The following is a 26,848-nucleotide window of genomic DNA, read 5'->3' as shown; positions in this document are numbered from 1 at the left end:
TACCCTTTATTACCAACTTGCTTCAAAAATAATCTCGTTTCGATTGATGTTGGTCTTCACTCCGGATTTGCCAAAAAATTAGTATATTTCTCCTGTCAACGGCGCATCTTAACTGGGAATAGTCGGCTAAGGAAGGAGGTAGCTCCATGCCCATCATAAGAAAGCTGCAGCGTCGAAAACACTCCCTCGGGGGAAAGTCAGGCAAAACACCGACACTCCCCCCAAGCCGTACGGATGCGCCAGCCCTCTCTAACGATCAAAGCTTACAAGCTCGGTTAGAGTGGATGAAGCAGGTGCTTAAGGATAGCTCAGACATCATCTATCGCGAATTTACGATCAGCTCGGGTCAATCGTGTGCCCTCGTCTATGTTCGCGGAATGATTGCACAGGAAACGGTCCAGCAATTTATCGTACGCAGCTTACAACGAGAAGCCTCGTTACTGCAGGAGAAAGATATTTATCAGTTCCTATTCGAGGATAAAGCGTTAAGTGTATCTCAAGCTACCGTGATCGATGACTTAAATCAAGCGATTCAAGCCATCCTGAACGCCGAAGCTTTGCTGATGATCGACGGGGATAAGCGGATGTTGACGTTCTCCATTTCCGCTTACCCGACGCGCAGTATTGATGAAGCTCCCAACGAATCTGTCATCCGCGGGTCTAGAGAAGCCTTCATCGAGGACTTGGAGAAGAATTTGACCATGATTCGCCGCCGGATTAAAAGTCCACATCTGAAAACCCCGACGGTCAATAAAGGTCGGGAAACTCGAACCAGTATTGTGCTGGCTTATATGGAGAACATATGTAAGCCGGAATTGCTGAAAGAAGTGCAGCGTCGCATGTCCAATATCGATATGGACGGAATTCTGGGTTCCGCCTACGTGGAAGAAATCATCGAGGACAACCCTTACACGCCTTTTCCGCAACTTCAGTACACAGAACGACCTGACGTCGTCGTCGCAGCGATTTTGGAAGGAAGAATCGCCATCATTGTAGATGGTTCACCGATCGCATTGCTCGCTCCGGTGACCTTGCCGATGCTGCTGCAATCGGCGGAGGATTACTATCAGCGTTATGTCGCAGCGAACTGGATTCGCTGGATTCGTTATTTTTTCGTAGTTGCTTCTTTAACTCTGCCGTCCATTTATATCGCAGTCACCACGTTTCATCCGGAAATGATCCCTTCCCAGCTGCTGATTACGATCGCTGCTTCACGGGAGATCGTCCCCTTTCCGGCACTATGGGAAGCCTTTGCGATGGAACTTGCGTTTGAAGCGCTTCGTGAAGCTTCCATTCGAATTCCAAAATCGGTCGGGCAAGCCGTATCCATTATCGGCGCCTTGATCATCGGCACAGCTGCAGTTCAAGCTGGGATCGTCTCAGCGGCCATGGTGATCATCGTCTCCTTAACGGGGATCGCTTCGTTTATCATCCCCCATTTCGATTTAGGCTTGGCGTTTCGATTGCTCCGTTTTCCGATTATGATCCTAGCCTCCATGTTTGGGTTGTACGGCGTCACCTGCGGGTTAATCCTGATTTACATCCATTTGGTCAATTTGGAATCTTTTGGACTTCCCTATTTATCCCCGATTGCTCCGCTCATGGGCAAGGATTTGGGAGATACGTTCATTCGGGTTCCTTGGTGGAAGATGCACAAACGACCGATGCAACTCTCGAACAACGAAAACCGACAAAACTCAAATCCTCGCAGTTGGGTAAAAGAGAAGAAAGGTGATTTCGAGTGACGAGAATCCACCGCGCTATCGCAACAGCAACATTGATTATCTTGCTCTTCATTGGCGTTGGCGGATGCTGGTCCGCTCAGGAGCTTAACAACCGTGCGTTTGTGAACACGGTACTCATCGATCGGACGGAGGACGGGCAGGTGGAATTGACCGTAGGCATTCCGCTCCCGAACCGGATGATTCCCGGGGAAGCCGGCGGGACGGGGCAACACCAAGGGGATCCGTTTAGCTTTATAACTAGACGAGCAGAAAACCTAAGTCAGGCTTTAAATCTACTTCAAATTGACGTGCCTCGGAACATCACTTTTGGTCAAACCCGCATCGTTGTGGTAGGCCGAAGAGAGGCGGAGCATGGCTTGGACGAAGTTGTTGAATTTGTCTTCCGTCAGCCCTCCTTCCGGCTGAGTGCCAGCTTGTTCGTAACCCCGGGTGACGTTAAAGAAATCACGAAGGCACCGATGGTATTCGAACGGATTCTCAGCGACATCCTGCGGAAATACGTCAACAATCACTATGTGTTGGACACTACTGTCAAGGATTACAAGCTGGCGCTATACCAAGGAGGGGATATTCTGATTCCGCTGCTGTCCTTCGGAGAGCTTCCAGAAATTGCAAAGGAGAATCCAAAAACGAACCGTTGGATGGGCTCCGGAGGTGCAGCGATTTTCAGCGGCGGGAAAATGGCGAAGATCGAGCTCACTCCTCTCGAGCATCGAACCGCGCTGTGGATCAGCTCTCAGCTAAAAAATACAACGCTCACCCTCCCCTCTCCCACCGATGAGAAGGAGATTAGCTTTTACATCGAAGGCATAAAGACGAGTATAAAACCGAAAGTACAGGGAGATCAGGTCTCGTTCAAAGTCGATAGCAGTGCAAAAGCTTATATCGAAGCCTCACTGTCTCGCATCGATTTGAAGGACCCGCAAGTTCTCCGTGAATTGGAGAAACTCCTGAGTAAGGACGTGGAAGAGCAGTTTATCCATGTGCTGGACAAGACTCGGAAAGCCCGATCTGACGCCTTCCTCATGAGCCAATATCTGCATTGGAGTCATCCGAAAATTTGGCATTCGATGCAAGATCAATGGAAGAATTACTACGCCAAGGAACTCCCGATTGAAGTTGATGTGAAGATTAAATTAAACCGTACGGGCGGTGTGTTTCGTTCTGTAGTCCAAGAAACCAATAGATAGCGAGGGATCAATGTGGTCTATATCGGCATCCTGTATGTGCTCATCATGCTGGCAGACTGGATGATACAGAAAAAAGAGGGCGTTCAGCTAAAAAAACGGATGACGGTTCTACTCGTCTCCATCTGTTTTTTTGTCATCTCAGAAGTCACATTTAAACTGAAGGATCAATGGAATTTCATCATGATGATGGAATATTTACGCAAGTCGATGCTGGGCGGATCGTTTTGAAACGATCGGACTTTAGGAGGCGGAATGAATGCTCAAGAACATAACAACCAATCAAATCTTTATGCTTTTCAGCTTACAAACCTTCACCACCGTCGTTGCTTTTTATGCAGGAATGTTACTAGGAGGCAGCAAGTATTCTACGCCGATTGCCGTTGTGGTGGGCGCTTTGCTGGGGCTGCTGTTTTGCTACCCAGCCTATAAGCTCGCTTCCTCTCGCCCCAACGAGTTTTTTGTAGAGTTCGGGGGCAAAGTGGTGGGCCGCCCCCTCCATATCATTTTCGTAATTTACATCGTGATACTCCATCTTTTTCTAGCTGCTCTCAATTTAAGGGAGCTTGCTGATTTCTTGTTATCGGAATATTTGATTGGTACGCCAGGGTGGGCGGTGATCGCTATCTATGGAGTATGTGTTACCTATGCTGTTCGCTGCGGGATCCTGACGATCTTCCGTACGGCTGAAGGTTTTTTCCTCATTTTTGCCGCCGCCTTCTTCTTTATTCCGTTTATCGGGTTTCAGGAAATGGAATTGGATATGTTCAGCGCCTTGATTAACCATCTCTCGGCAAGAGATATGGTTGCCTCAATCCTAGATACGATGGCGATTTTTGGAGAGATGGCATTCTTGTTTTTGCTATTTCCTTATCTAGAGATGCCAAAAAAAGTGTTCCGCACCCTCTTCGGGGCTACGCTCACTTCATTGCTGCTGATCGTGTTGCATCTCATTCCGATCCTGCTGACGTTTGGACCGAACCTGGGAGCCAATCTGGTTTACCCTGACATGGAACTGGTTCGTTTCATTCGTGTCGGCTCATTTATCGAAACGATGGACCCGATCTTAATTATTTTGTGGCTGACCAGCATCTTTGTAAAAATTGCGTTTGTGGTATTCAACGCGGTCTTATGCATTGCCCAATTGACTGGCGTGAAAGATCATAAACCGTTCACGCTGCCGGTTGTCGCCTTTGTATCCATTTACGCCATGTCGATTGCCAGAACCCCCCCGGAAATTATTTCTTTCCTGTCCTGGGAAGGGGCGCCGATGTTCTTTTTCGCCGAATTTCTCATCCCCAGCTTCTATTGGTTAGTGGCTGCAATACGCAAAAAAGCCTCCGGCTCCAAAACAGCAAAACCCGCCGGGAGTACCCCGACGGGTTAAGGCTTATTTCGTCGACAGCCAAGCTCGTTCCTGATTCCATCGCAAAGCCACCGGCGTTTCAAAGAAATCGGATAACCCGGTTTCGTTCAGGACATCCGACGTTTTCCCTTGCGCGTAGACTTCTCCCCGCCGGAGCAGCAGCGTATGCGTGAAAATCGGCAAAATTTCCTCGGTATGGTGCGTTACATACAGCATATGCGGCGTATTCGGTTCGGCGGCCAGCTGTGCGATGCTTTCCAGCAATCCTTCCCGGGAGATGAAATCCAGCCCGTTCGTTGCCTCGTCCAGGATGAGCAGCTGGGGCGAAGCCATCAAAGCCCGAGCAATCAACAGCTTTTGCTGTTCACCTTGGGAACAGGTCTGGTAAGTTCGTCCATGTAAATGGCTGCAATGGAGCTGGTTCATGAAGGCTGCAGCCCGGTCGTAATCCTCTGACGTTGGTTTCTCGTAAAGTCCGATGGTTGCAAACTTGCCGCTTACCACAAGATCTTCAGCTTTTTGCCCCCCGTGCAGTCTGGCCTGCATCGAAGAACTAACCCACCCAATCGTTTTGCGCAGCTCCCGCAAATCTACTTCGCCAAACCGGTTCCCCAGTACGCTGATATGGCCAGATGTCGGCCAGAGGTAGCCGCTGATCATGTTCAGCAACGTCGTTTTGCCTGAACCGTTCAAGCCTAGCATCGCCCAATGTTCTCCCTCGCGGACCGTCCAATCGATGCCGTTTAATACGGCTTTCCCATCCCGGAACCAAGTCACTTGTTCCATTTCGATGATATTCATTCCTAGTACCTCCGAAAAAATAAGTAGATTTGCAGTACTTTCAAGCTACCCCCGTACTTGAGATATGTCAAGCGCGGATGCCCACGATTTCACGTGCCAATTTCCTTCCGATCCGCTAGAATACGAATGAAGGGAAGTGAGCTGGCATGAATCTAACATGGACATGGGCTGACGTGGAAGCCCTCCAACAACACGTAGAGCAGCATGATGGAATTGCTTTGAAGTTAAATTGGGACACCTTACACTCCCGCAAGGAAGAGAGTGCCGCAGATTTGATCGAGTTCCGCGACGGGCAACTGGTCGCTTTTTTAGGCTTGTATCCGTTCGGAAGCACGCTGGAGGTCTGCGGCATGGTTCACCCGAATTACCGCAGACAGGGTATTTTCACCTCCCTGCTGCGGCGTGGTTTAAACCTAGCTACAGTGGGTTCGTATCCGAAGATCCTTTTGAATGCACCTGGGAACTCCGACTCGGCCAAGCATTTCCTTGCCACCTATCCTTGCCGCTATGAATTCAGCGAATTTCAAATGAAACACTCCCCTAAAGTGGCTTGCGCGAATGCTCCGTCCAGAACGACTCAGATCACGCTTCGATCCGCGGAGGACGCGGAACGGCCGCTGCTCGCTCGCCTCGATCAGGAGGGATTTGATCTCCATCCGGAGGAAACCCGGTTGTACTACGAGAAGTTAACGGAGGAAGAAGTTCGTCAGAACGAGCTCATCGTGCATGAAGGCGAAGCCGTTGGGAAAATTCGGGTGTCCCGTCGTGATCAGGAGGCTTGGATCTACGGCTTTGTTGTTACTTCATCCCGGAGGGGGCAAGGCATCGGTAGTACTGCTTTGCGTCAGGTAGTTGAACGCGAACGTGCCAAAGGCTTTGAAATCTGGCTGGAAGTCGCACTCAACAACCCCCAAGCCAAGAAACTTTATGAACAGACGGGGTTTCGGGTTTGTCGATCCCAGGACTACTATGCTTATTTGCGTTGATTCTAAAACGAATCAGACCGCAGGCTCTACGGAAGAGCTCCTGCGGTCTTCGTTCATTTAAGCATTCAAATGTCCAAACTGGGCCTGATGCAGCCGGCTGTAATGGCCTCCGGCGGCCATCAGCTCCTGATGGCGTCCCTGCTCGGTAATCCCCTCTTCCGTTACTACAACGATACGGTCAGCGTTCTTGATCGTGGCCAGCCGGTGAGCGATCACGAGTGTGGTTCTTCCCACGGACAGCTCGGCCAGCGATTGCTGGATCGCCTGCTCCGTTTCGGTATCCAGGGCGGATGTCGCTTCGTCCAAAATCAGGATCGGCGGATTTTTCAGGAACATTCTTGCGATCGCCAGCCGTTGCTTTTGCCCGCCGGACAGCTTGACACCGCGTTCACCAATCACCGTCTCCAATCCTTCCGGTTGCGAGCGAATGAAATCCTCGAGCTGCGCCCGCCGCGCTGCCTCCCAAATCTCCTCTTCCGTTGCCTCCAACTTGCCGTAAGCGATGTTCTCACGAATCGTCCCCGAGAAGAGATAAACGTCCTGCTGTACAATCCCTATATTGCGCCGCAATGAGGACAGAGTTAGATCGCGAATATCCATCCCGTCGATGGTGATCCGTCCGCCATCCACATCATAGAAGCGCGGCAGCAAGCTGCATAGCGTAGTTTTGCCGGCACCTGACGGCCCTACGAAGGCGACGGTTTCCCCGGCTCGAATCTTCAAGCTGACGTCCTCCAACACGGGAGACGCCCCTTCATAACCGAAAGAAACCCGATCGAAATGAATGTCTCCCTTCAGCGTTCCAACCTCGATCGCATCCGGGGCATCGGCTATGTCCGGCTCGGTATCCATAATTTCCAGATAACGCTTGAATCCGGCAATCCCCTTCGGATAGATTTCGATGATCGCATTGATTTTCTCAATCGGCCGTATAAACACGTTCGCCAGTAACAAGAAACCAACGAACTCCCCGTAAGTCAACTCCCCTTGAATGACAAACCAAGTCCCGCAAACCATGACGAACAACGAAACAAGCCGCATTAGCATGTAGTTGATGGACAAGCTGCCGGCCATGATTTTGTAAGCCAACAGCTTCATAGCGCGATAGGCCTTGTTATTTTCCTCAAACAGCTTTTGTTCGTGCTTTTCGTTAGCAAACGCCTGAACGACGCGAATCCCGCCGATATTCTCCTCTACACGGGAATTGAAATCCGCGAGTGCGGTAAACAAGCCACGATAGGTATTAGACATTTTGCCATTGAAATATAGCGCCGCCCAAACCAGCACCGGCACAACAAGGAAGGTCAGTACCGCCAGCTTCCAGTTAATCGACAGCATCAGCAGGAACGAGCCGATCAGGGTCATACCGGCGATAAAGACGTCCTCCGGTCCGTGGTGCGCCAGCTCTCCGATATCGTCAAGATCGTTGGAGATCCGCGACATCAGTTGTCCGGTCTGATGGTTATCATAGAAGCGGAAGGACAGCTTTTGCAGATGATCAAACATCTTTCTGCGCATGGTCGTTTCGATGTTAACCCCCAGCATATGGCCCCAGTACGTGACGATGTAGTTCAACGCCGTATTCAAGAGATATACGCCCAGCAGCGCAGCCGAAGCCCAAATGATCAGCGCCCAGTCGCGACCCGGCAGCAGCTTGTCCACGAACTGGTTAACGGCGACCGGGAACCCGATCTCCAGCAGACCCGCCACCACCGCACAAGTGAAATCCAGAATAAACAAATGTTTATAAGGCCGGTAATATGAAAAAAAACGACGTAACATTTCCAATGCTCTCTCCTTGATCCTCTAAAACTTAGCATTTTATTAAAAGACTACCACATCCGCGGAATGAATTGAAGATCGTTTTCACCAGGAAGGTAGCATGTCGATAGAAAAATAAGGTACAATAACTACCGAATCTACAGAACTTAAGGACATGCCCGAACGGGCGGGCCGCATAAGGCGGCGGAAGGAAGGATCAACACATGTATGTAGCAAATGATTGGCAGGATTATGAAGTCATGGACACCGGAAACGGAGAAAAGCTGGAGCGCTGGGGGGACGTCATTTTGCGGCGCCCCGATCCGCAGATCATCTGGCCGATCGCCAATGAAGATCGCAGTTGGCGCGATGTGCACGGGCATTACCATCGCAGCTCCTCCGGCGGCGGACAATGGGAGATGAAGAAGCAGATCCCCGACCGTTGGACGATTTCCTATGACCGGTTGAAATTTTATATCCGCCCCACCAATTTCAAACATACCGGATTGTTTCCGGAGCAAGCCGCCAACTGGAGGTGGATGATGGACAAGATCGCCGGCGCGGGTCGGCCGATTCAGGTGCTGAACCTGTTTGCTTATACTGGCGGGGCCACCGTGGCCGCAGCTTCGGCTGGCGCTTCGGTTGTTCACGTCGACGCAGCGAAAGGGATGGTCCAATGGGCCAAGGAGAACCTGGCGCTGTCGGGTTTGGCTGACCGCCATGTACGCTTCATTACAGATGACGTGTTCAAGTTCGTACAGCGGGAGCAACGGCGCGGCAACCGTTATGACGCGATTATCATGGACCCCCCGTCCTACGGGCGTGGTCCGGGCGGTGAGATGTGGAAGCTGGAGACGAGCCTCTACCCGTTTGTAGAGTCTTGCTTGTCGATCCTGTCGGACAAGCCGCTCTTCTTCCTTATTAACTCGTATACGACCGGCATTTCGCCTACCGTTCTGAACAACATTCTGACGATGACCGTCAAGAAGCGTTACGGGGGACGGATCTCGGCCGGTGAACTGGGCCTGCCGATCACCCGCTCAGGGCTTCATCTTCCTTGCGGCATTCTCGGACGCTGGGAGGAATAAGCGATGACTTCTGAAGTCAAGCGGACCTCGGGACAGCCGGCGATGGCGATCCTATATGAAGACAACCATCTGCTCGGCATTGAGAAGCCGGTGAACATCCCTACCCAGGAGGATGCCAGCGGAGACCCCGATCTGCTGAATTTGCTGAAGGCGGACATCAAGGAGCGGTATAGCAAGCCCGGTAACGTGTATCTCGGACTTGTGCATCGGCTGGATCGTCCGGTCGGAGGTGCCATGATCTTCGCCAAGACTTCCAAAGCCGCTTCACGGTTAGCGGAGATGGTGCGAAGCCGCCGATTCAGCAAAACATATGTCGCTGTCGTACACGGAACGCCGCCGCAGCGGCAAGGGCGTTTGGCGGATACGCTGCTTAAAGACGAACGCACCAATACAGTGTCTGTCGTTCCAGCGGGGACGCCCGGCGGCAAAGAGGCGCGGCTCGATTACCGGGTGCTTGGCACTTCTGCATCGGAGCAGCTGAGCCTTGTGCAGGTGGAGCTGCATACCGGCCGGCCGCACCAGATCCGAGTGCAACTGAGCCACATCGGTTGCCCTCTGTATGGCGATCAGAAATATGGCGCAGGGCGGAATAAACCAGGCCAACAAATCGCCCTTTGGTCGTTGTACGTTGGGTTTCCGCACCCGGTGACGAAGGAGCCGATCGATCTGATCTCCCTCCCGCCGCGTGCGTATCCGTGGGACCTGTGGAAGGAAGAAACGTATACCCGCCTTGCAGCGTTGCTGCAGGCTGGGGGGAACGGAATCGAGATGTGAAAAAAGGCGGGACGTCTAAAGCTGACAAATCAGCTCCTTGACGTCCCGCCTATTCATTAGACTCCCTCGTAGGCAAGTTCCTTATTTCGTTCCCGAAATTTTGCCCAACAGAAATACGAGCAGTTGTTGATTATGGCTTGAGATGCGATTCAACACGCCGCTTAAGTAGGCGTTGCGAACTTCGATCCCCCGGCGAACTTCGGATTGTCCTTTATCCGTAATTGATACCCACACGTTGCGGCGATCGTTCTCATCCCGGTCGCGGCGAATCAGTTCGCCCCGCTCCATACGGTCCAGAAGCATCGTTACTGCAGCCGGCGTCGTGGAAAGAAACGGAATCAAATCGGACGGCTTCAGATTGCCCTGCTGCTCCAGCAGCTCCAGAACGGTCAACTGCGACGTCGTTAGTGTGGGAGCCAGCTCCTCCTCCATGTGGGTCTGATAATCCTTCACGATGAGATCAAGCAATCTGGCAAATTCAGCGGTATGCAATCTTATCCCTCCTTGCCTTACATCACCATTTGGATAATTCGCTGCTTCCTTCGCAAATTCCTGCTGCCTTGAAGCAATTATCCAAGGGTTTACGGCAAAGGGGCACCATCCCGTTGTTTTTAACGGACGGAATACCGCCATCCGAAGGAATCCTCCCGCTCTCCGCGTTGGATTCCGGTCAATGTCTCGTACAGTTTTGCCGACAATGCTCCGGTTTGGCCTCCAGCAATCTCCATGTCATGACCTTCCCACGTCATGCTGCCGATCGGAGAGATGACCGCCGCCGTTCCGGTGCCAAACGCTTCTTCAAGTTTCCCTTCCTTATGGGCCTCGAACAGCTCTTCAATCGAGATCCGGCGTTCCTTAACGGGAACTCCCCACTCCCGAAGAAGATGAATGACCGAGTCCCGCGTGACACCAGCCAGAATACTGCCGTTCAGTTCGGGAGTGACCACTTCCCCGGCAATCTTGAAGAACACGTTCATGCTGCCCACTTCTTCGATATACTTCTTCTCGATTCCGTCAAGCCATAACACCTGGGAGAAGCCCAGCGATTTGACATCTTCCTGGGCTTTGATGCCTGCGGCATAGTTCCCCGAGGTTTTCGCTTCACCGGTACCGCCGCGAACCGCCCGAACGTACCGATCCTCCACATAAATGCGCACCGGATGGATGCCTTCGCGATAATAAGCCCCAACCGGCGATAAAATGACGATCAACCGATACTCCTCTGCGGCCCGCACCCCAAGACCTGCTTCAGTGGCAATAATAAACGGTCGGATATATAAAGAATTGCCTTCGCCTTCCGGCATCCACTCTTCCTCTAAAGCGAGCAGGCGGCAAATACCTTCCAGCACTTCCTCCGGATCCACCTGAGGAATCCCAAGACGTTCGCATGAATGATTCAACCGGCGTAAGTTCATATCTGGTCGGAACAATACGAGCTCTCCCTGCGGTGTCCGGTAAGCCTTCATACCCTCAAACACTTCTTGCCCGTAGTGGAACACCATCGCCGATGGATCCAGCGAAATCGGTCCATACGGCACGATTCGCGGATCGTGCCAGCCTTGATCTGCCGTATAATCCATAAGCAGCATATGATCGGTAAAATATTTGCCAAAGCCCAGCTGATCGGCAGCCGGCTTCGCTTTTTTAGCCGTCGTTAATGTGATGGACCAATTTCCCATATTCATTTCCTCTTTCCCTTTATCGGATTCACGAACTAACGAAGCAATAATTACTCTGTCTTTCACTATACCGATTCTTTCTTCATTGATCAATAACATCGTTTCAATTATAATCATTGACAACATCTATGTATTAAGGAGAATGATCCGCTATGGAGCATCGTTTATTGGAATATTTCATCGCGGTCGGGGAGGATTTGCACTTCACCAAAGCTGCGGAAAGACTGGGGATTACGCAGCCCACGCTCAGCCACCAAATTCGCTTGCTGGAGCAAGAGCTGGGGACGGCCCTCATTCAACGGATTGGTAAAAAAAACTACCTGACCCAAGCAGGAGCAATCCTGTTGGAGCACGCCCGCCGGGTGGTTTATGAGGTAGAGCAGGCAAAATTGGAAATCGGCCAGATTACCGGCGTACAGCGCGGGCAGCTCCGCATCGGATGCTCCGGCAACCACCTGCTGGAAGACAAGCTGATCTCTTTCCACCGTCAGTACCCCGGAATTGAGCTGACGGTGCTTGAGCTCGCCACCGAAGAGACCAGAGCCGGACTGCTCGCCAACCAGCTGGATCTCGGCGTCGTGTTTCTGCCGCTCCAGGATGAGCAAATCGTCAGCCGACCGCTGTTCGACGAGGCGCTGGTGCTGGTTGTCTCCAGCCAGCATGCTTATGCGGAGCTGCCGGAAGTGACGCTGGAGCAGGTTGCACAGCTGCCGCTGGTGCTCTTTCCGCCGAAGTTTTACGTGCGGCAACTGCTGGATACGGCATGCGCTGATCAGGGCATTGAGATCCGGCCAGTCATGGAGCTGTCGACGATGGAATCCCAGGTCCAGATGGTCATCCACCACGTCGGAGGTACGGTTCTCCCCGGTTCTTATGCCCGGACGTTAACTAGCACGAACCGCCGCGGCGGAATCACCGTTGTCCCGTTGGCACAGCCCGTTCCGCACAAAAACGTCGGGTTAGTCTATCGCAGAAGTACGTTTATGGATCCTACGCTCCAAGCATTCATCGATCATCTTACCGAGGATCACGAGGGAGCAGTTCAAGGCTCGATTTTAGCTCCGAAACGTTAATCCTTGCGCACGCAAAGCCTCTCTCAGCTTAGGCAAGGAAGCGGGGCCCATGCCATGAAATCGCAGCACCTCTTGCTCACTCAGCTCGGCCAACTTCTCCAAAGTCGTTACGCCATTTGCTTCCAAGGCTCGTCTAGCCGGCGCGGATAACCGCGACAGGAAATGCGCTTCCGCCATTCTCCATCCCCCCCTTCACTACGGATTGTTTAAAAAAAACTCCGGGAAAGTTTCAAGCCCTTCCCCGGAGTTGATCGCTTATTCTTTGACGAAGAGATCCACGATCTCGTCGTTTTTGTCTACGGACATCATCGCTTTCCCTATGGACTTCCGGTCCGCGATTGGAGCATCTTCCGAGCTGAAGGTGTGCATTTGCCCTTCCTTCGTGACGGCCTGTAACAACACCGGCTCCTTGCAATGAATACCGCCAACTAAGCGGCTGCCGTTTGGTTTGACGCGTTTGCCTTCCTTAAATTCAAACGTCTGGACACCTTTGCCGCCCCGGCTTTGTACCGGATAGTCCAGCAGCAGGCTGCGCTTCGCGTAAGCCAAGTCGGATACGACTAGGACTTCGCCTTCCTCGCCTTCGACCCAGAGCGCGGCAACAACCTCATCGTCATCCTTCAGGTTGATCCCGCGTACCCCTGCAGATACCCGTCCCATCGGGTTCACTTCGTCTTCGGCGAACCGGATCGCCATTCCCTGCTTCGTTAATAGCAGAATTTCCTGGTTGTTCCGGCTGACCGTGACGCTCAGCACTTCATCGCCGTCGCCAACCTTGCAGGCGGCCACCGCACCGGAGCGCTTCGTTTCGTATTCTTTCAGCTCGGTTCGCTTCACTTGACCGTTCTTCGTCACGAAGACCAGACTGAGCTCTGGATTCTCGTCGAAGCTCTTCACCGGAATCACGCTGACAATGCGATCTTCCTTGGCCAGCGGAATAACGTTGACGATCGCTGTCCCGTTATCCTTCCATTTAAACTCTGGAATCTGGTGCACCGGCAAGAGGAAGTATTGCCCCCGCTGCGTAAAGATCAGCAGGTTCTGCAAAGTATCTACCTCCAGCAAATACTTCATGTAGTCGCCTTCTTTGACCCCGGAGCCATCGCGCTCCCCGCCGGATCGCGTAAACGACAGCATGCTGGTACGCTTGATGTACCCCTCATGGGAAATCGTAACCAGTACATCCTCTTGAGCCACCAGCACCTCAAGGTTGACCTTCAACTCCTCAACCTCGTCCTGAATGTGCGAACGGCGGTCGATCCCGTATTTGTCGCGGATCTCGAGCAGCTCTTTCTTGATCAGTGCGATCAGCTTCTTATCGCTTTCCAAGATGCCGCGCAACACGGTGATTTTCTTCTGGATGTCCTCCAGCTCTTTCTGCAGCGTCGTAATCTCCAGATTGGTTAAACGGTACAACTGCAGGGTCAAGATCGCATCGGCCTGCCGTTCGGTGAAGCCGAACATCCATTGCAGGTTGTTTTGCGCATCTTGACGGTTCTTGGAGGCTTTGATGGCTGCGATGACCTCATCCAAAATGTTAAGCGCCTTGACCAAGCCCTCCAAAACGTGAGCACGGTCCTCCAGCTTCTCCAGCTCATATTGCGTCCGGTAGGTCACAACCTCGCGCTGGTGGGCAATGTAGGCTTCGAGCATCGCTTTGAGCCCCAGCTGACGCGGCGCCTTGTTAACGATCGCCACCATGTTGAAGTTGTAGGTGACTTGCAGGTCGGTTTTTTTCAGCAAATAGGCCAAAATCCCCTGAGCATCCGCATCCTTCTTCAACTCGACAACGATACGCAGTCCGTTCCGGCCGCTTTCGTCCCGCACTTCGGCAATGCCGTCCACCTTTTTCTCCAGACGGATGTTTTCCATTGCCGTTACCAAGCGCGACTTCACCACCTGATAAGGAATCTCGGTGATAACAATCTGCTGCTTGCCGCCGCGTAGCGTCTCGATTTCTGTCTTGGAGCGCAAATAAATCCGGCCTTTCCCGGTCTCATAAGCTTCCCGAATGCCTTCCTCGCCCATAATAATGCCGCCCGTCGGAAAATCCGGTCCTTTCACGAACAGCCGAATTTCCTCTAGCGTCATTTCCGGCTTCTCCATCAAGGCGATGCAGGCATCAATCACCTCGCGCAGGTTATGCGGCGGAATTTCCGTCGCAAACCCTGCGGAGATCCCGCTGGCCCCGTTGACCAGCAGGTTCGGAAAACGGGCCGGCAGGACGACGGGTTCCTTCGCCGTATTGTCGAAGTTGTCCTTAAACGGCACGGTCCGCTTCTCAATATCTCGCAAGAGCTCCATCGCGATCGCCGACAAGCGCGCTTCGGTATACCGCATCGCTGCTGCCGGGTCATCGTCCTGCGAACCCCAGTTGCCGTGACCGTCGATAAGCGCATGGCCCATCTTCCACGGCTGCGCCATCCGTACCATCCCTTCGTAGATCGAAGAGTCCCCGTGCGGATGGTAGTTCCCCATAACGTCCCCAACCGTCTTCGCCGATTTCCGGTACGGTTTGTCCGGGGTATTACCGGAATCGTACATCGCATACAATATCCGGCGTTGAACCGGCTTCAACCCGTCGCGAATGTCAGGAATCGCCCGGTCCTGAATAATATATTTGGAATACCGGCCAAATCGGTCGCCTACAACCTCTTCCAAGAACGCCGGCAAAAAGTTTTCCAGCATGCTCACATCAATTCACCTTCTATTCCTCAAACTCCGTGAAATCCACGTTTTCCACGATCCATCGCTTGCGCGGATCGACCTTGTCCCCCATCAGCGTAGACACGCGGCGCTCCGCTTTGGCGGCGTCTTCGATCTGCACCTGCAGCATGGTCCGCGTTTCCGGATTCATCGTCGTTTCCCACAGCTGTTCGGGATTCATTTCTCCCAAACCTTTGTAGCGTTGCAGCTCGAAATTTTTGCCGAATTCTTTCAGGTAGTTCTGCAGCTGCTCGTCGGTCCACGCATATCTCACCGTCTCCAGCTTGCCGGAACGACGAGTAATCTTGTACAACGGCGGTTGCGCGATATAGACCCGTCCCGCATCGATCAGCGGCTTCATATAACGGTAAAAGAACGTCAAGAGCAACACTTGAATGTGCGCACCGTCTGTATCGGCGTCGGTCATGATGATGATCTTGGAGAAGTTACTGTCCTCCAGGGTGAAATCCGGCCCAATGCCTGCGCCAATCGCCGAAATAATCGCCCGGTACTCGTCGTTCTTGAGAATATCCGCCAGCTTGGCCTTCTCCGGATTCATCGGCTTCCCTTTCAACGGCAAAATAGCCTGTAGCTTCGAATCACGCCCCTGCTTGGCCGAACCGCCAGCGGAATCCCCTTCCACAATAAACAGCTCTGTGCGCGTATAATCCTTCGACTGCGCCGGCGTCAGCTTGCCGCCAAGGTTGGAGCTTTCGCTCCGCTTCTTGCCCGAACGCATTTCGTCGCGGGCTTTGCGAGCGGCCTCCCGTGCTTTGGAGGCTTGGACCGCCTTCTTGATCAGCGTCTGAGCAACCTGCGGGTTCTCTTCCAGGAACACCGCCATTTTCTCGCTCACGACCGATTCCACCGCACTTCGAGCCGATGCACTTCCGAGCTGGTCTTTCGTTTGACCGACAAACTCCACCTCGGACATCTTGACGCTGATAACGGCCATCATGCCTTCGCGCAAATCGTTACCTTCGAGGTTTTTATCCTTTTCCTTGAGCAAGCCGTTCTTCCGAGCATATTCGTTCATCACGCGGGTGTAAGCTGTCTTGAATCCGGTTTCATGCGTTCCCCCGCCCCGAGTTGGGATGGAGTTGACGAACGATACCAGCGTTTCGGTGTACCCTGCATTGTATTGCAGCGCCACTTCGACTTCGATATCCTCCCGCTCCGCATAGAAATGGATGACATCATGCAGCACGTCCTTCCCGTCATTAAGGAACTCCACGAACTGACTGGCTCCGCCCTCGTAAAAAAACTCGTCGGAACGGCCGACCCGCTCATCCTTCAAGGTCACCTTCAGGCCCGAATTCAGAAACGCGATCTCCTGCAATCGTTCCGCGAGCGTATCGTAGTTTAATCCGATCCCGCCGGTGAAGACGCGAATATCCGGTTTAAACGTTACCTTCGTGCCGGTCTTGTTCGTGTTGCCGATCACTTCAAGTCCAGTAACCGGCTCACCCACGTGTTCAATGCCTTTGTCATCAACCCAATATTCGAAGCGCATCCGGTGGATTTTTCCGTCCCGATAAATTTCCACTTCGAGCCACTCGGACAACGCGTTCGTTACCGAGGCCCCAACGCCGTGCAACCCGCCGGATTTCTTGTAACCCGATCCGCCAAACTTGCCGCCTGCATGCAGGATCGTATAGACGACTTGCGGCGTCGGTATCCCGGTTTTATGCATGCCGGTTGGAATCCCCCGGCCGTTATCGAGTACAGTGACCGATCCGTCCTTGTTCAGCGTAATGTCAATTTTCGTGCAGTACTTCGCCAGATGCTCGTCGACCGCGTTGTCAACGATCTCCCATACCAGATGATGTAGTCCCGACGAGCTCGTACTGCCAATATACATCCCTGGCCGTTTGCGTACCGCGACAAGCCCTTCGAGCACTTGAATGTCGTCCGCGTCGTATCCCGAAGACGGGCCATCGGCATTCGTGCCGGGTACGTCCTCGAACAAATCGATTTGTTCGGCCATTCATGCTCCCCCTTTAATTCTTTAGTCTACCTTTGTATGTAGTAGTCGAACAGATGTTTTGGTGCCTTTGTCCATTTTAATTCAAAATATCTTGTTTCGTAAAGACAAGGAATGAAACGACGAGGGCGCAAAGGCCCCAAATCGCCAGCACAGCCAGCGAAAATCCCAGCGTCATTCCCTCGATCGGAGCCGGTGTCCCCGCCAAATAATTCGTTAAACCAAGATTCACCATAAATAAATATTTGGCGCTGGTCCAGGAAGAAGCCATGTTCGTCAAAATATTTCCAGCGATCAGCGTCGCCATCATAATGACAATACTTGCCGATGTGCTGCGCACAAGCACTGACACCATAAACGCCAGGGCAGCCACCACCATGCTGACAAACCAGATCAGGCCGGCCTGCATGAATATATACAACCATTGCGGCACGGCATGTACACCCGAGATGTCTACTTCGGCCCCCCGCAGCTGGAATCCTGTAAATACCGGCATCGTCCATCCGCGGTAACCAAAAAATAACCCTGAGATGAAATAGCAGATCACACAGGTTGATACAATGATCAAGGACACAAACATCATCAGCGTGATCAGCTTGCTCAAGAGAACCTTCCATCGCCTTACCGGCCGGGTGAGCAGCATTTTGACCGTTCCGCTCGTCCGTTCCGAAGAGACGATATCCGATCCCACGCCCATAATTAACAACGGAATGAACAGTGTGGCTGCGTTATCCAAGAACTCCCGGGTAAAGGAGACGCCGCCCGGTTCTCGCGGATTCACATCATGCTCCAAATAATACTTCAACTGCTGAATATAAATTTTACGGTATTTCTTCCATTCCTCCGGCACCCGGTCACTGCCCAGCGAATTCTGGTTGTCCGTGATCGCTTGCTGTACTTCCCTGCGCCAGTCCGCCCCGAACTTCTCCCGTTTGTCCTCCGCTTGTCGCAGCTGGGCATAAGCAAACATCGGAACCAGCACGATCAACACGAGCAAGATGACGTAAAAGCGTTTCTTTTTGATCATCTTGATCGTTTCATTTTTTACTAAAGGAAGAATGTTATTCAATGCTTTCACCTTCCGTCATCCCCAGGAACAGCTGCTCGAGCGTTGGATTCACCCTCTGCACCGCCTCCACTCGTATCCCTTCCTGCACCAAACGCTGGACGAGGCCTGGGATCAATTCCGGCTGCATTTGAGTGACGATCGCCCGGCCTTGAATCCCTGCGATGATCGTATCGTCCAGTACATTTCCGACTTCGGTGACCACGTTGACCCCGCTCGTCGACCGCAGCAGCACCTCGCCGGGTTCCCGAGGCTCCAGCTCCCAGACGACATAACTTCGATTCGCCTGGATCAGCTCATCCACTTTGCCGACGGCGAGGACGCGCCCGCGCCCGATAATGGCCACCCGGTCGCACAGCAATTGTATTTCGCTAAGCAAGTGGCTCGAGACAAATACAGCCATTCCTTCTTCCGCGAGTCGGCGGATGAAGCTGCGCATTTCTTTGATCCCCTTCGGATCCAGACCGTTTGTCGGTTCGTCCAGAATCAGAAGCTTTGGCCGGCCTAACAACGCTTGGGCAATGCCCAGTCGCTGACGCATACCAAGCGAATAGGTTTTCACTTTATCATCGATCCGGCCAGTCAACCCAACCATTTGCACAACTTCCTCAATCCGCTTTCCATCGATGCCCGGCATCATGCGGGCGAAATGCTCGAGATTCTCCCGTCCAGTTAAATAGTTGTAAACCTCGGGATTTTCCACGATGGAGCCGACGCAGCGCAGCGCCAGCTCCGGTTCCCGCTGTACATGATATCCGCAAATATGTACTTGGCCTTCGGTTGGCCGAATTAAATCGACGAGCATGCGGATCGTGGTTGTTTTGCCAGCTCCATTCGGGCCAAGGAACCCAAAAATCTCCCCGGCATACACCTCAAAGTTCACATCGTGGACGATCCACTTCCGTCCGATTTTCTTCTTAAGCCCCTGCACCCTGAGGACAGGTTGAGGCTGCTCAGCAATGATCGGCTGCCGTGCTCCCATGCCGTTCACTCCTTCATTGTAAACTCCAGCATTATACCGTCATTAGCGCGCGATGCTTTGGACCATCCGTTCGGCAATCGCCTGGTAGCCATCCCCGTTCGGATGAAAATGGTCGCTCGACAAATACCGGGCCGCGTTATTCGTAAACAAGTCATACGTCGGTATGACCAACGTCCCTTCATATTCCCCGAGCGTCTTCATCGCCATTGCGTTCCAGCGCGCGACCGTATCATTTCCGATTTCGCGCATCCCCTCAAGATCGCTGAACGGGTTATATAACCCAACGTAGACGAGGAGCGCTTGCACGTTGATTTTCTTAATTTGTGCTACAATTTTTTCAAAATCCTCCGAGCTCTTCTCAATCGCCGCTTCGATTTCCGCCTGAGATGGGACTTGCTGCCCTGAGGTTAATGCCTCCGTGCCGTCAAACAGATCATTTCCCCCAATCGACAACAGGATAATCCCCGACTGCTGCAGGGCATATTTCACGCCGGGATCGTCCAGCATTGGCAGCAGTTCTTTCGTGGTTAGACCGTTAATTCCCAAGTTGTTGATCAGTTTAGACGTGGTGCCTTCTTTATTAAAAAGTTCTACCGCCCGGCGGGCAAATCCGCTGCCTGTATCGTCTCCAGTCCCTTTGGCCAAGGAATCCCCAAGGGCCGTCACATCCCAGGCTCCTGCTTTCACAGCGGGTTCCATTGGGGACGGTGGAGCCGGCGAATGACCCGCAGCTGCCGACGGATCGGCAATATCCGACACCGCATATACGAATCCAGCGAGCAGAATTAAAGTCGATATCAGTGACGCCAATCCCGCCCATAGCCAAATCCGGGACGTTCTGCTCATCTAATCCCTCCTGTTTCCACGCAGTCCTACATTTCGCTCACGATGAGTCACTCTCCAACTTATGTAAATAACATAAAACTTCTTGCAAAGAGATGCAAATTTTCTCGAAAAAGGGCTAGCATTTTTAAAACGACAGAGTTATAATAATTCTTGTCCTTAAGAAACCTTACTTTGAGGGTTATTAGCTTAGCTGGTAGAGCAGCCGACTCTTAATCGGCAGGTCGCAGGTTCGATCCCTGCATAACCCATTTATAGCATCCTCCACTGCATGGGCAGCCTGGGGGATGTTATTTTTTTGTGTATTTTTGGCGAAAAAAAGCGCGGGAATCGAGGGGATCACCTCGTTCTCGCGCTTCATCAGGCTTCATCGCGCTTTGAACCCTAGTTGCTTCAACGACTTATGGCCTCAATTGGCTCGAATGACTTTAATGTCGGCCGGAATCACTTTAGCGCCTTCGTATAACATAAACCGCCCGTTCTGCCACTCGATCCGCAGCAGCTTGCCGTCGTCTGACTGGTACTGCCAGACATGCTGCTCCCCGCCTTGCAGGAACGGCGTCTTGCCAACCACCGACACATAACCTCCGTATTCTTCTTCCAAATAGTACAGGGTTCCGTCAAGGTCCATCTGGCCCGGTACCTCGGTCGGATCGTTGAGCCGCCCGTCAATCGGCTCATAGAGGTGATACTGCAGCGACTCACGATCCTCGACCAGCAGATAGCGGATCTGACTGCCGTCCTGCAGCGTCAGCATCACCGCGTTACGCCCGCGATTACCTACCCGGCCGGTCACTTCGTAGGAAACGAGCGATACCTCACAGATGTCGCCCGGGGCCAGCGTGAGCATGCTCTTCTCCACGACGGGCGGCGCCGGTTTGGCAAACAGATTGCCGAGTCTTTTCCATACGCTCATGTTTGGTCTAGCCTCACTTTAGAATCAAGTCGCTTATTTTTTATCCTCATAGAGCTTCATCAACTCGGCCAATTCTGCTTCCACGGCTGCATCCTTGTTCAGGCTTTCGAACTCCTCATCCAAGGATTTCGCCTTCGCGTTCAGCTCATTGCTTGCTTCGGCTTGAGCTTCCATTTGCAGCATCTTCTCTTCCATCCGCTTCAGGCCGCTTGCTGCCGAATCGGAGTTAAACCCGGACATCGTCTTGTTGATTTCATTTTGTGCTTTAGCTGCATTGTAACGGGCAACCAGCGTTTCGCGTTTGTTCTTCATTTCCGTCAGCTGTTTGCGCATTTCCTCAAGCTTCGAACGGAGATTGTCAGCTGCGGCCTTGTTTTGCTCGTAGCTTGCCTTGTATTCTGCCATCTTCGCCTCAGCGGCTTTCTTCTCTTCGAGCGCACGGCGAGCCAGATCAACGTTTTGCGCTTGAGCTGCCTGATGCGCCTGCTGAGTGCGCCGCTCAACCAACGCTTGCTGTTCTTCATACAAGCCTTTAAACTTCTTCTCGATCGCGATTTGGGCAGCAACGGCCTTCTCCGCATCTTCGAGATCTTCTTGCATATCGCGGATATATTGGTCGGTCAATTTGATCGGATCCTCCGCTTTGTCAATCAAAGCGTTGATATTAGACATGGTCAAATCGCGTAATCTTTTGAAAATGGACATTTGCTCTTTCCTCCCGATTGAAATATCAGATTATGCTTATGTTTACGCTGCAAAGTTCGGGAGGTTTCAATAAAATATCGTAGAGACCTTATTTACCCATTTCCCGACTATTTCCCGCTCTAACGGAACCAGAAGACGTTATTCACCTCAAGATGGCCCTTCTCCAGCCCCAATCCCCCAAATAAGGTCACCTCGTTCCGTTAGAGTTCCCGATCCCGCCTGAACCGCCAAATAGCGTCTCTCCGTTCCGTTAGCACCCCATTATCCCGTTGAATCCCTCCGTCAAAATAGACCAACACCCGACTACTCACAAACACACTTCCCTCTCCCCAGACTCCGCTAAAATACAACAAAGAGCCCAGCTCCCAAGCCGGGCTCTATCCTGCATCTGCCCACATTTCCTACGTCCTATTGCTTGATGAAAAAGAATAACGAACCTAAGGGAGTCTACGTCCGCATTTGGGAGCCGCTTGTCTTCCTTCCATTCGCATCAATGGACAAGTGGCGGACAAGAGCGGCCCGTGGTCGTTATTCTTTTTCACGGTCAGCAATAGGGCGAAGGAATCCCTCTACTTCCCAATAAACTCCTGTACCCAATATCCATTATAATATCCAACGCCAATCAGCTTGTATTTCGGGTTCAGGATATTCGCTTTATGGCCAGGACTTTCCATCCAATCCTTAACCACTTCCTCGGCGGAACGTTGCCCTTTGCCGATGTTCTCTCCTGCGTAGATGTAGGTAATGTTGAACGCATCCATCATGTCGAAGGGTGAGCCGTATTTCGGCGACGTATGGCTGAAATAATCGGTTTTGAACATGTCGATGGCTTTGATTTTGGCCATTTTGCTCAGATTGGTATGTACAATCAGCGGCTTCAGACCGGCTTTCTTCCGCTCCTTGTTGACGAGCTCAACTACCTTGGACGCGTTCTCCGTCTGGATCTTCAAGTAGACCGCTGCAAGTAACTTCGACTGCGAGGAGTTGCTGGCGGCTGCTGCAGCATGCGCCGTTTCCGTTCCGAAACCGGTTCCTCCTTGCCCCGTCGTCATCACCAAAACCAAAGTTGCCACCAACAGCCCGGACAAACCGATTTTGCTCCACTTCTTCATCATGGCGTGCTCCTCCCAGCCGAATTTCCTATCGCCGATTCTAGTTTTCGTTTCTTCTCAAATTTTAACATATTTCGACGCCATCCGCTTGCTAAAAAAATGGAAAAAGGACGGCTCCAGAGCCGCCCTATCCATATCCTAAAAAGACCTTATTTCTTACTTGCGTATTTCCGCATATCGAACGCTACCGCAGCCACGATAATGGCACCTTTAATGATTTGTTGCCAGTAAGGTCCTACACCTACGAAAGTCAAGCCATAGTTGATGACCGTAAAGATCAGCACGCCTGCCATAATGCCTGGAACCGTACCAATCCCGCCGGTGGTGGATACGCCGCCAACGACGCAGGCTGCGATCGCATCTAGCTCGTACATGTTCCCATAGTTGTTCGTAGCACCGCCGGTTCTGGCTGCTTCCAGCACACCAGCCAAGCCATAAAGCGCCCCGGCAATCGAGTAAATCATAATCAAGTTTTTGGAGACGTTAATCCCTGATACTTTTGCAGCTTGTTGGTTACCGCCGATGGCGTACATATTTTTGCCAAGCCGGGTTTTATTGAACATCACCCAAACAATCGCACAAACCACAATCGCGATAATGACGATATAAGGAATCGAGAAGCTCCAGTTACTGAACAAGGAACCAGAACCCAACGTAGTAAAGTCGTTGCGCAAACCGCCAATCGGCTGGGATTGGTTCGGCTCCGTATCGAAATACAGGGAGTTGATCCCGTAGATGGCAACCATGGTACCGAGCGTCGCGATAAACGGTGGAACTTTAAACTTGGATACGATGACCCCGTTGATCAGACCAAAGATCAGGCCGACAACAATCGCGATCAAAATCGGCACAAACAAAGGAAGTTCCGGCAAGTTCGGGAAAAAGCGTCGGGCATAATCAACCTCTTGCAGCATAGAGGCAGAGACGACCGCCGTCAAGCCAACCATCCGGCCCGCGGACAAGTCCGTACCGCCGGTAATAAGGATAAATGCTACCCCAAGGGCGATGATTACCCGAGTGGACGATTGAATCAAAATATCACGTAATGTATTGAGTCCGATAAAGCTTGGATCATAAGCGGCGATGCCAATAAGCAACACGGCCAAGACAATATAAATGGCATTTTCGGTTACAAAGCTCTGAAGTTTCTTTGTATTCATGATTTTCTCCTCCTTCAAATCCTTAGTGCTGGGCTGCCAGACGCATAATTTCTTCTTCCGTAGCCTTATCTCCGTCCAATATTCCCGTCAGACGGCCTTCGGACATTACCATGACACGGTCGGACATCCCAAGCAGTTCAGGCATCTCGGATGAAATCATGATGATGCTTTTGCCTTGCTGTGCCAAATCCGCAATAATGGAATAAATTTCGTATTTTGCCCCGACGTCGATCCCGCGCGTCGGTTCGTCCAGCAGTAAAATTTCCGGGTCGGTAAGCAGCCAGCGTGCCAGCAGCACCTTCTGCTGATTCCCACCGGAAAGGTTCATGATCAGCGTTTTCGGCGACGGCGTTTTCGTCCGCAGCTTCTCTACCATTTGGTTGGCTTCCGCCTTCTTCTTCCGTTCATTCAGCAGGCCAAAAGGCGTTACATAACGATCGATGTTGGCAATAGCCGCATTCTCATGAACGGACAATACCGGGAAAATACCAGTCGTCCGGCGCTCTTCCGTCAACAGCGCCAAGCCGTACTTCTTCGCTTCGCTGGCGCTGCGGATCTTCACCTCTTTGCCGTGAATCGAAATCGTGCCGGATTGAATTTCACGAAGGCCAAACAACGCTTCGATTAACTCGGTGCGCTGCGCCCCAACCAGACCGCCCACGCCAAGGATCTCCCCTTTGCGCAGTTCAAACGATACATCCTTAAACGATTTCGGATCAATAGACGTCAAATGCTCCACTTTCATAATGACGCCGTTAGGCTTGTTGTGGCGATCCGGGAACCGCTGCGTGAGATCGCGCCCGACCATCTTGGAGATAATGAGGTCTGTCGTCATCTCCGATGCCGGCCACGTCCCGATTTTCTTACCGTCACGCATGATCGTTACATCGTCGGAGATCCGCAAAATCTCCTCCATTTTGTGCGAGATGTAGATGATCGACACCCCGCGCTTCTTCAAGTCGTTGATGATCCGGAACAGGTGCTCCACCTCGACGCTCGTCAAGGAAGAAGTAGGTTCGTCCATCACGATGATTCGCGAGTTGAACGAAACCGCCTTCGCGATCTCAATCGACTGGATTTTGGAAACGGACAGCTTGCCGACAATCGTATCCGGTTCCAAATCGATATCTAATTGTTTAAACAGCTCTTCCGTATCCTGATACATCTTCTTATGGTCGACGAATTGGAAGGGTCCCCATCCTTTCATCGGGAAACGTCCGAGCCAGATATTTTCCATCACATTGCGGAAAGGTACCGGATGCAGCTCTTGGTGAATCATCGAAACCCCAAGCTTCAGCGCATCGCTGGAATTGTTGATTTCCGCCTTTTGACCATTCAAATAAATTTCGCCGCTGTCCGGCTTATAAATCCCGAACAGACATTTCATCAACGTGGATTTACCGGCCCCATTCTCGCCCATCAACGCATGAACGGTCCCCGGTCGAACCTGCAGTGTTACGCCATCCAGCGCTTTAACGCCGGGAAATTCCTTGGTAATGCCCTTCATTTCGAGCATATATTCAGACATCGTTTTCGCCCCCTGATCATTTCTTCCGCATTAGAGGCACAGCATCGTTTCCTCCTGTGTTCCTATCCCCTGTGAAAAAACAGGAGGTCCGTACCTTTCGGCATCGAACCTCCCATGTTGTTCTAGCGAATATGAGAAGTCCTGCTGATTAACCTGCTCGCCGTACTCTTATTTGAAGTCAGCAGCGTTTTCCTTCGTTACTTTTTGGTAAGGAATCCACACATATTGATTGTCGGTGATATCAAAGCCTACGTTGTCTTTGCTGATCGTTTCGCCATTGGCCAGCAAGGAAGCCAGAGTCACCGCTGCTTTCCCTTGGTTCTCTGCATCGTTCAGAACCGTTCCCAGCAAGGTACCTTGTTCAAGCGCTTGCAGGGCTGGTGCCGTTGCGTCAACGCCAACAACCGGCATGTATTTATCGCCTGTGAAGTAACCCGCTGCTTTCAATGCTTCGATAGCACCGAGAGCCATGTCATCGTTGTTCGCAAGTACGGCTTCGATTTTGTCGCCATTTGCTGCCAGGAACGCAGCCATTTTCTCTTGGCCTTTTACGCGATCCCACATCGCGGTGTCTTCAGCAACTTTCTCTACCTTGATACCGGCATCTTCAATGGCTTGGACTGAATATTGCGTACGCAGCTCCGCGTCTTGGTGGCCCGGTTCGCCTTTCAGCATAACGTATTGCAGTACGCCGTCGCCGTTCTTATCTGCTTCCGGATGAGCTTTCCAATAGTCCACGATAATTTGTCCAGACAGTGTACCGGACTCTTCCGCTTTTGCACCAACGTAATAAACTTTATCCCATTTCTTCATATCTTCCGGCAACGGTTCGCGGTTCAAGAATACTACCGGCGTGTCTTTCGCTTTCGCTTTGTCGATAATGACCCCTGCCGCCGTCCGGTCAACCGGGTTCACGATCAAGGCATTCGTCTTCTTCGTTAAGAACAAGTCGATTTTATCGTTTTGCGTAGGTTGGGAGTTTTGGCTGTCAACGATGTCCACTTTCGCGATCCCGTCGGCATTTTTCTCGATCGAGTTACGAACACCTGTCATGAACGTATCGTCAAATTTGTAAATCGCCACGCCCACGTTTGGAGTAGAACCCCCGTTGGCTCCGCTGCTCTCTTTATCGCCGCCGTTGGAGCAGCCGACCATCGTCGCTCCCAGCATGGCTGCAGCCAGCATGACCGTTGTAAGCTTCTTCATATTTTTTGACCTCCTGAATGTGTATTTCTTAAGTGATATCCTCTTGGATACGTTTTCATTATGCATGGTTTCGGGAGTATTGCGAATCCAAAATTCTAAGGTTTTTCTATCAAAATTCTGATGATGTCGAATTGAATATCTAAATCTTTATAGCGATCGCCGCAAAAAACATCAAACAGC

At 51.9% G+C, this 26,848-nt stretch carries 23 protein-coding genes, 1 tRNA gene and 1 pseudogene; 9 read left to right on the top strand and 16 right to left on the bottom strand.

What is annotated here, in order from left to right:
* The first annotated feature begins 146 nt into the window (after window positions 1–146).
* From PBA01S_RS05205 to PBA01S_RS05190, 4 genes are read left to right on the top strand one after another with little or no spacing between them, the layout of a single operon-like run.
* Window positions 147–1,745, top strand: coding sequence for a spore germination protein (locus tag PBA01S_RS05205; protein ID WP_127575485.1), 1,599 nt, complete (start codon window positions 147–149; stop codon window positions 1,743–1,745).
* Window positions 1,742–2,935 carry a Ger(x)C family spore germination protein gene (locus PBA01S_RS05200; protein WP_127575484.1) on the top strand — a complete coding sequence of 398 codons (1,194 nt, stop codon included), beginning with the start codon at window positions 1,742–1,744 and terminating at the stop codon, window positions 2,933–2,935. The genes PBA01S_RS05205 and PBA01S_RS05200 overlap by 4 nt, the downstream gene beginning before the upstream one ends.
* A gap of 12 nt (window positions 2,936–2,947) precedes the next feature.
* The gene (locus PBA01S_RS05195) at window positions 2,948–3,163 is read left to right on the top strand and encodes a hypothetical protein (RefSeq protein ID WP_009225966.1); all 216 of its coding nucleotides are present in this window, start codon (window positions 2,948–2,950) and stop codon (window positions 3,161–3,163) included.
* A 28-nt stretch (window positions 3,164–3,191) separates the two neighbouring features.
* On the top strand, window positions 3,192–4,319 hold the full coding sequence (locus PBA01S_RS05190) for a GerAB/ArcD/ProY family transporter (protein ID WP_127575483.1): 1,128 nt from the start codon (window positions 3,192–3,194) through the stop codon (window positions 4,317–4,319).
* A gap of 3 nt (window positions 4,320–4,322) precedes the next feature.
* Here PBA01S_RS05190 and PBA01S_RS05185 read toward each other — a convergent pair whose 3' ends face one another.
* On the bottom strand, window positions 4,323–5,099 hold the full coding sequence (locus tag PBA01S_RS05185; RefSeq protein ID WP_009225964.1) for an ABC transporter ATP-binding protein: 777 nt from the start codon (window positions 5,097–5,099) through the stop codon (window positions 4,323–4,325).
* A gap of 146 nt (window positions 5,100–5,245) precedes the next feature.
* Between PBA01S_RS05185 and PBA01S_RS05180 the strand changes: the two genes are divergently transcribed.
* A complete protein-coding gene (locus tag PBA01S_RS05180) occupies window positions 5,246–6,085 on the top strand; it encodes a GNAT family N-acetyltransferase (RefSeq protein WP_016311918.1) in 840 nt (279 codons plus the stop codon).
* A gap of 57 nt (window positions 6,086–6,142) precedes the next feature.
* On the opposite strand, the gene PBA01S_RS05175 is transcribed toward PBA01S_RS05180, so the two are convergent.
* Entirely contained in the window at window positions 6,143–7,867 is a 1,725-nt protein-coding gene (locus tag PBA01S_RS05175) for an ABC transporter ATP-binding protein (RefSeq protein ID WP_016311917.1), read from the bottom strand.
* A gap of 203 nt (window positions 7,868–8,070) precedes the next feature.
* On the opposite strand from PBA01S_RS05175, the gene PBA01S_RS05170 reads away from it, so the two are divergent.
* Together PBA01S_RS05170 and PBA01S_RS05165 are read left to right on the top strand one after the other, a co-directional pair.
* Entirely contained in the window at window positions 8,071–8,934 is an 864-nt protein-coding gene (locus PBA01S_RS05170; RefSeq protein WP_016311916.1) for a class I SAM-dependent methyltransferase, read from the top strand.
* Window positions 8,935–8,937: 3 nt separating this feature from the next.
* Window positions 8,938–9,708 (top strand): RluA family pseudouridine synthase, encoded by a 771-nt coding sequence (locus PBA01S_RS05165; protein ID WP_016311915.1) that lies wholly within the window; start codon window positions 8,938–8,940, stop codon window positions 9,706–9,708.
* Window positions 9,709–9,789: 81 nt separating this feature from the next.
* Here PBA01S_RS05165 and PBA01S_RS05160 read toward each other — a convergent pair whose 3' ends face one another.
* Both PBA01S_RS05160 and PBA01S_RS05155 read right to left on the bottom strand, forming a co-directional pair.
* Complete coding sequence (locus PBA01S_RS05160; protein WP_016311914.1) at window positions 9,790–10,200, bottom strand: MarR family winged helix-turn-helix transcriptional regulator; 411 nt, start codon at window positions 10,198–10,200, stop codon at window positions 9,790–9,792.
* Between the two features lie 119 nt (window positions 10,201–10,319).
* The gene (locus PBA01S_RS05155; protein ID WP_016311913.1) at window positions 10,320–11,387 is read right to left on the bottom strand and encodes a branched-chain amino acid aminotransferase; all 1,068 of its coding nucleotides are present in this window, start codon (window positions 11,385–11,387) and stop codon (window positions 10,320–10,322) included.
* 152 nt (window positions 11,388–11,539) lie between these two features.
* Here PBA01S_RS05155 and PBA01S_RS05150 point away from each other — a divergent pair, with 152 nt between their 5' ends.
* Complete coding sequence (locus tag PBA01S_RS05150; protein ID WP_016311912.1) at window positions 11,540–12,460, top strand: LysR family transcriptional regulator; 921 nt, start codon at window positions 11,540–11,542, stop codon at window positions 12,458–12,460.
* Here PBA01S_RS05150 and PBA01S_RS05145 read toward each other — a convergent pair.
* The 6 genes and pseudogenes from PBA01S_RS05145 to PBA01S_RS05120 form a co-directional block, all read right to left on the bottom strand.
* A pseudogene (locus PBA01S_RS05145) lies at window positions 12,443–12,625 on the bottom strand (helix-hairpin-helix domain-containing protein); the annotation flags it as partial. The gene PBA01S_RS05150 and the pseudogene PBA01S_RS05145 overlap by 18 nt on opposite strands.
* Window positions 12,626–12,715: 90 nt before the next feature.
* Window positions 12,716–15,154 (bottom strand): DNA topoisomerase IV subunit A, encoded by a 2,439-nt coding sequence (gene parC / locus PBA01S_RS05140; protein ID WP_016311910.1) that lies wholly within the window; start codon window positions 15,152–15,154, stop codon window positions 12,716–12,718.
* Between the two features lie 13 nt (window positions 15,155–15,167).
* Window positions 15,168–17,153: a DNA topoisomerase IV subunit B gene (parE, locus tag PBA01S_RS05135; protein ID WP_016311909.1), complete on the bottom strand. Its 1,986-nt coding sequence runs from the start codon at window positions 17,151–17,153 to the stop codon at window positions 15,168–15,170.
* Between the two features lie 76 nt (window positions 17,154–17,229).
* Window positions 17,230–18,219: an ABC transporter permease gene (locus PBA01S_RS05130; RefSeq protein WP_127575515.1), complete on the bottom strand. Its 990-nt coding sequence runs from the start codon at window positions 18,217–18,219 to the stop codon at window positions 17,230–17,232.
* Window positions 18,212–19,198, bottom strand: a complete 987-nt coding sequence (locus PBA01S_RS05125) for an ABC transporter ATP-binding protein (protein WP_174844464.1) — start codon at window positions 19,196–19,198, stop codon at window positions 18,212–18,214. The genes PBA01S_RS05130 and PBA01S_RS05125 overlap by 8 nt, the downstream gene beginning before the upstream one ends.
* Before the next feature lie 42 nt (window positions 19,199–19,240).
* Window positions 19,241–20,044, bottom strand: coding sequence for a GDSL-type esterase/lipase family protein (locus PBA01S_RS05120; RefSeq protein WP_016311906.1), 804 nt, complete (start codon window positions 20,042–20,044; stop codon window positions 19,241–19,243).
* A gap of 175 nt (window positions 20,045–20,219) precedes the next feature.
* Here PBA01S_RS05120 and PBA01S_RS05115 point away from each other — a divergent pair.
* Window positions 20,220–20,292: transfer RNA gene (locus PBA01S_RS05115), tRNA-Lys, on the top strand.
* 158 nt (window positions 20,293–20,450) lie between these two features.
* Here PBA01S_RS05115 and PBA01S_RS05110 read toward each other — a convergent pair.
* The 6 genes from PBA01S_RS05110 to PBA01S_RS05085 all read right to left on the bottom strand — a co-directional run bounded on the left by PBA01S_RS05110 (window position 20,451) and on the right by PBA01S_RS05085 (window position 26,668).
* On the bottom strand, window positions 20,451–20,957 hold the full coding sequence (locus PBA01S_RS05110) for a DUF4178 domain-containing protein (protein WP_016311905.1): 507 nt from the start codon (window positions 20,955–20,957) through the stop codon (window positions 20,451–20,453).
* 33 nt (window positions 20,958–20,990) lie between these two features.
* A complete protein-coding gene (locus PBA01S_RS05105; RefSeq protein ID WP_016311904.1) occupies window positions 20,991–21,662 on the bottom strand; it encodes a PspA/IM30 family protein in 672 nt (223 codons plus the stop codon).
* 569 nt (window positions 21,663–22,231) lie between these two features.
* Entirely contained in the window at window positions 22,232–22,777 is a 546-nt protein-coding gene (locus tag PBA01S_RS05100) for a CAP domain-containing protein (RefSeq protein ID WP_016311903.1), read from the bottom strand.
* 146 nt (window positions 22,778–22,923) lie between these two features.
* Entirely contained in the window at window positions 22,924–23,934 is a 1,011-nt protein-coding gene (gene mglC, locus PBA01S_RS05095) for a galactose/methyl galactoside ABC transporter permease MglC (RefSeq protein WP_016311902.1), read from the bottom strand.
* Between the two features lie 22 nt (window positions 23,935–23,956).
* Window positions 23,957–25,462 carry a sugar ABC transporter ATP-binding protein gene (locus tag PBA01S_RS05090; RefSeq protein ID WP_127575482.1) on the bottom strand — a complete coding sequence of 502 codons (1,506 nt, stop codon included), beginning with the start codon at window positions 25,460–25,462 and terminating at the stop codon, window positions 23,957–23,959.
* A 168-nt stretch (window positions 25,463–25,630) separates the two neighbouring features.
* Entirely contained in the window at window positions 25,631–26,668 is a 1,038-nt protein-coding gene (locus tag PBA01S_RS05085; protein WP_016311900.1) for a galactose ABC transporter substrate-binding protein, read from the bottom strand.
* Between the last annotated feature and the right edge of the window lie 180 nt (window positions 26,669–26,848).

The organism is Paenibacillus barengoltzii NBRC 101215, from assembly GCF_004000745.1.
GTDB classification, from domain to species: domain Bacteria; phylum Bacillota; class Bacilli; order Paenibacillales; family Paenibacillaceae; genus Fontibacillus; species Fontibacillus barengoltzii.
Note: the sequence above shows the minus strand (reverse complement) of the source record. Positions and strands in the feature narration are given on the sequence as shown.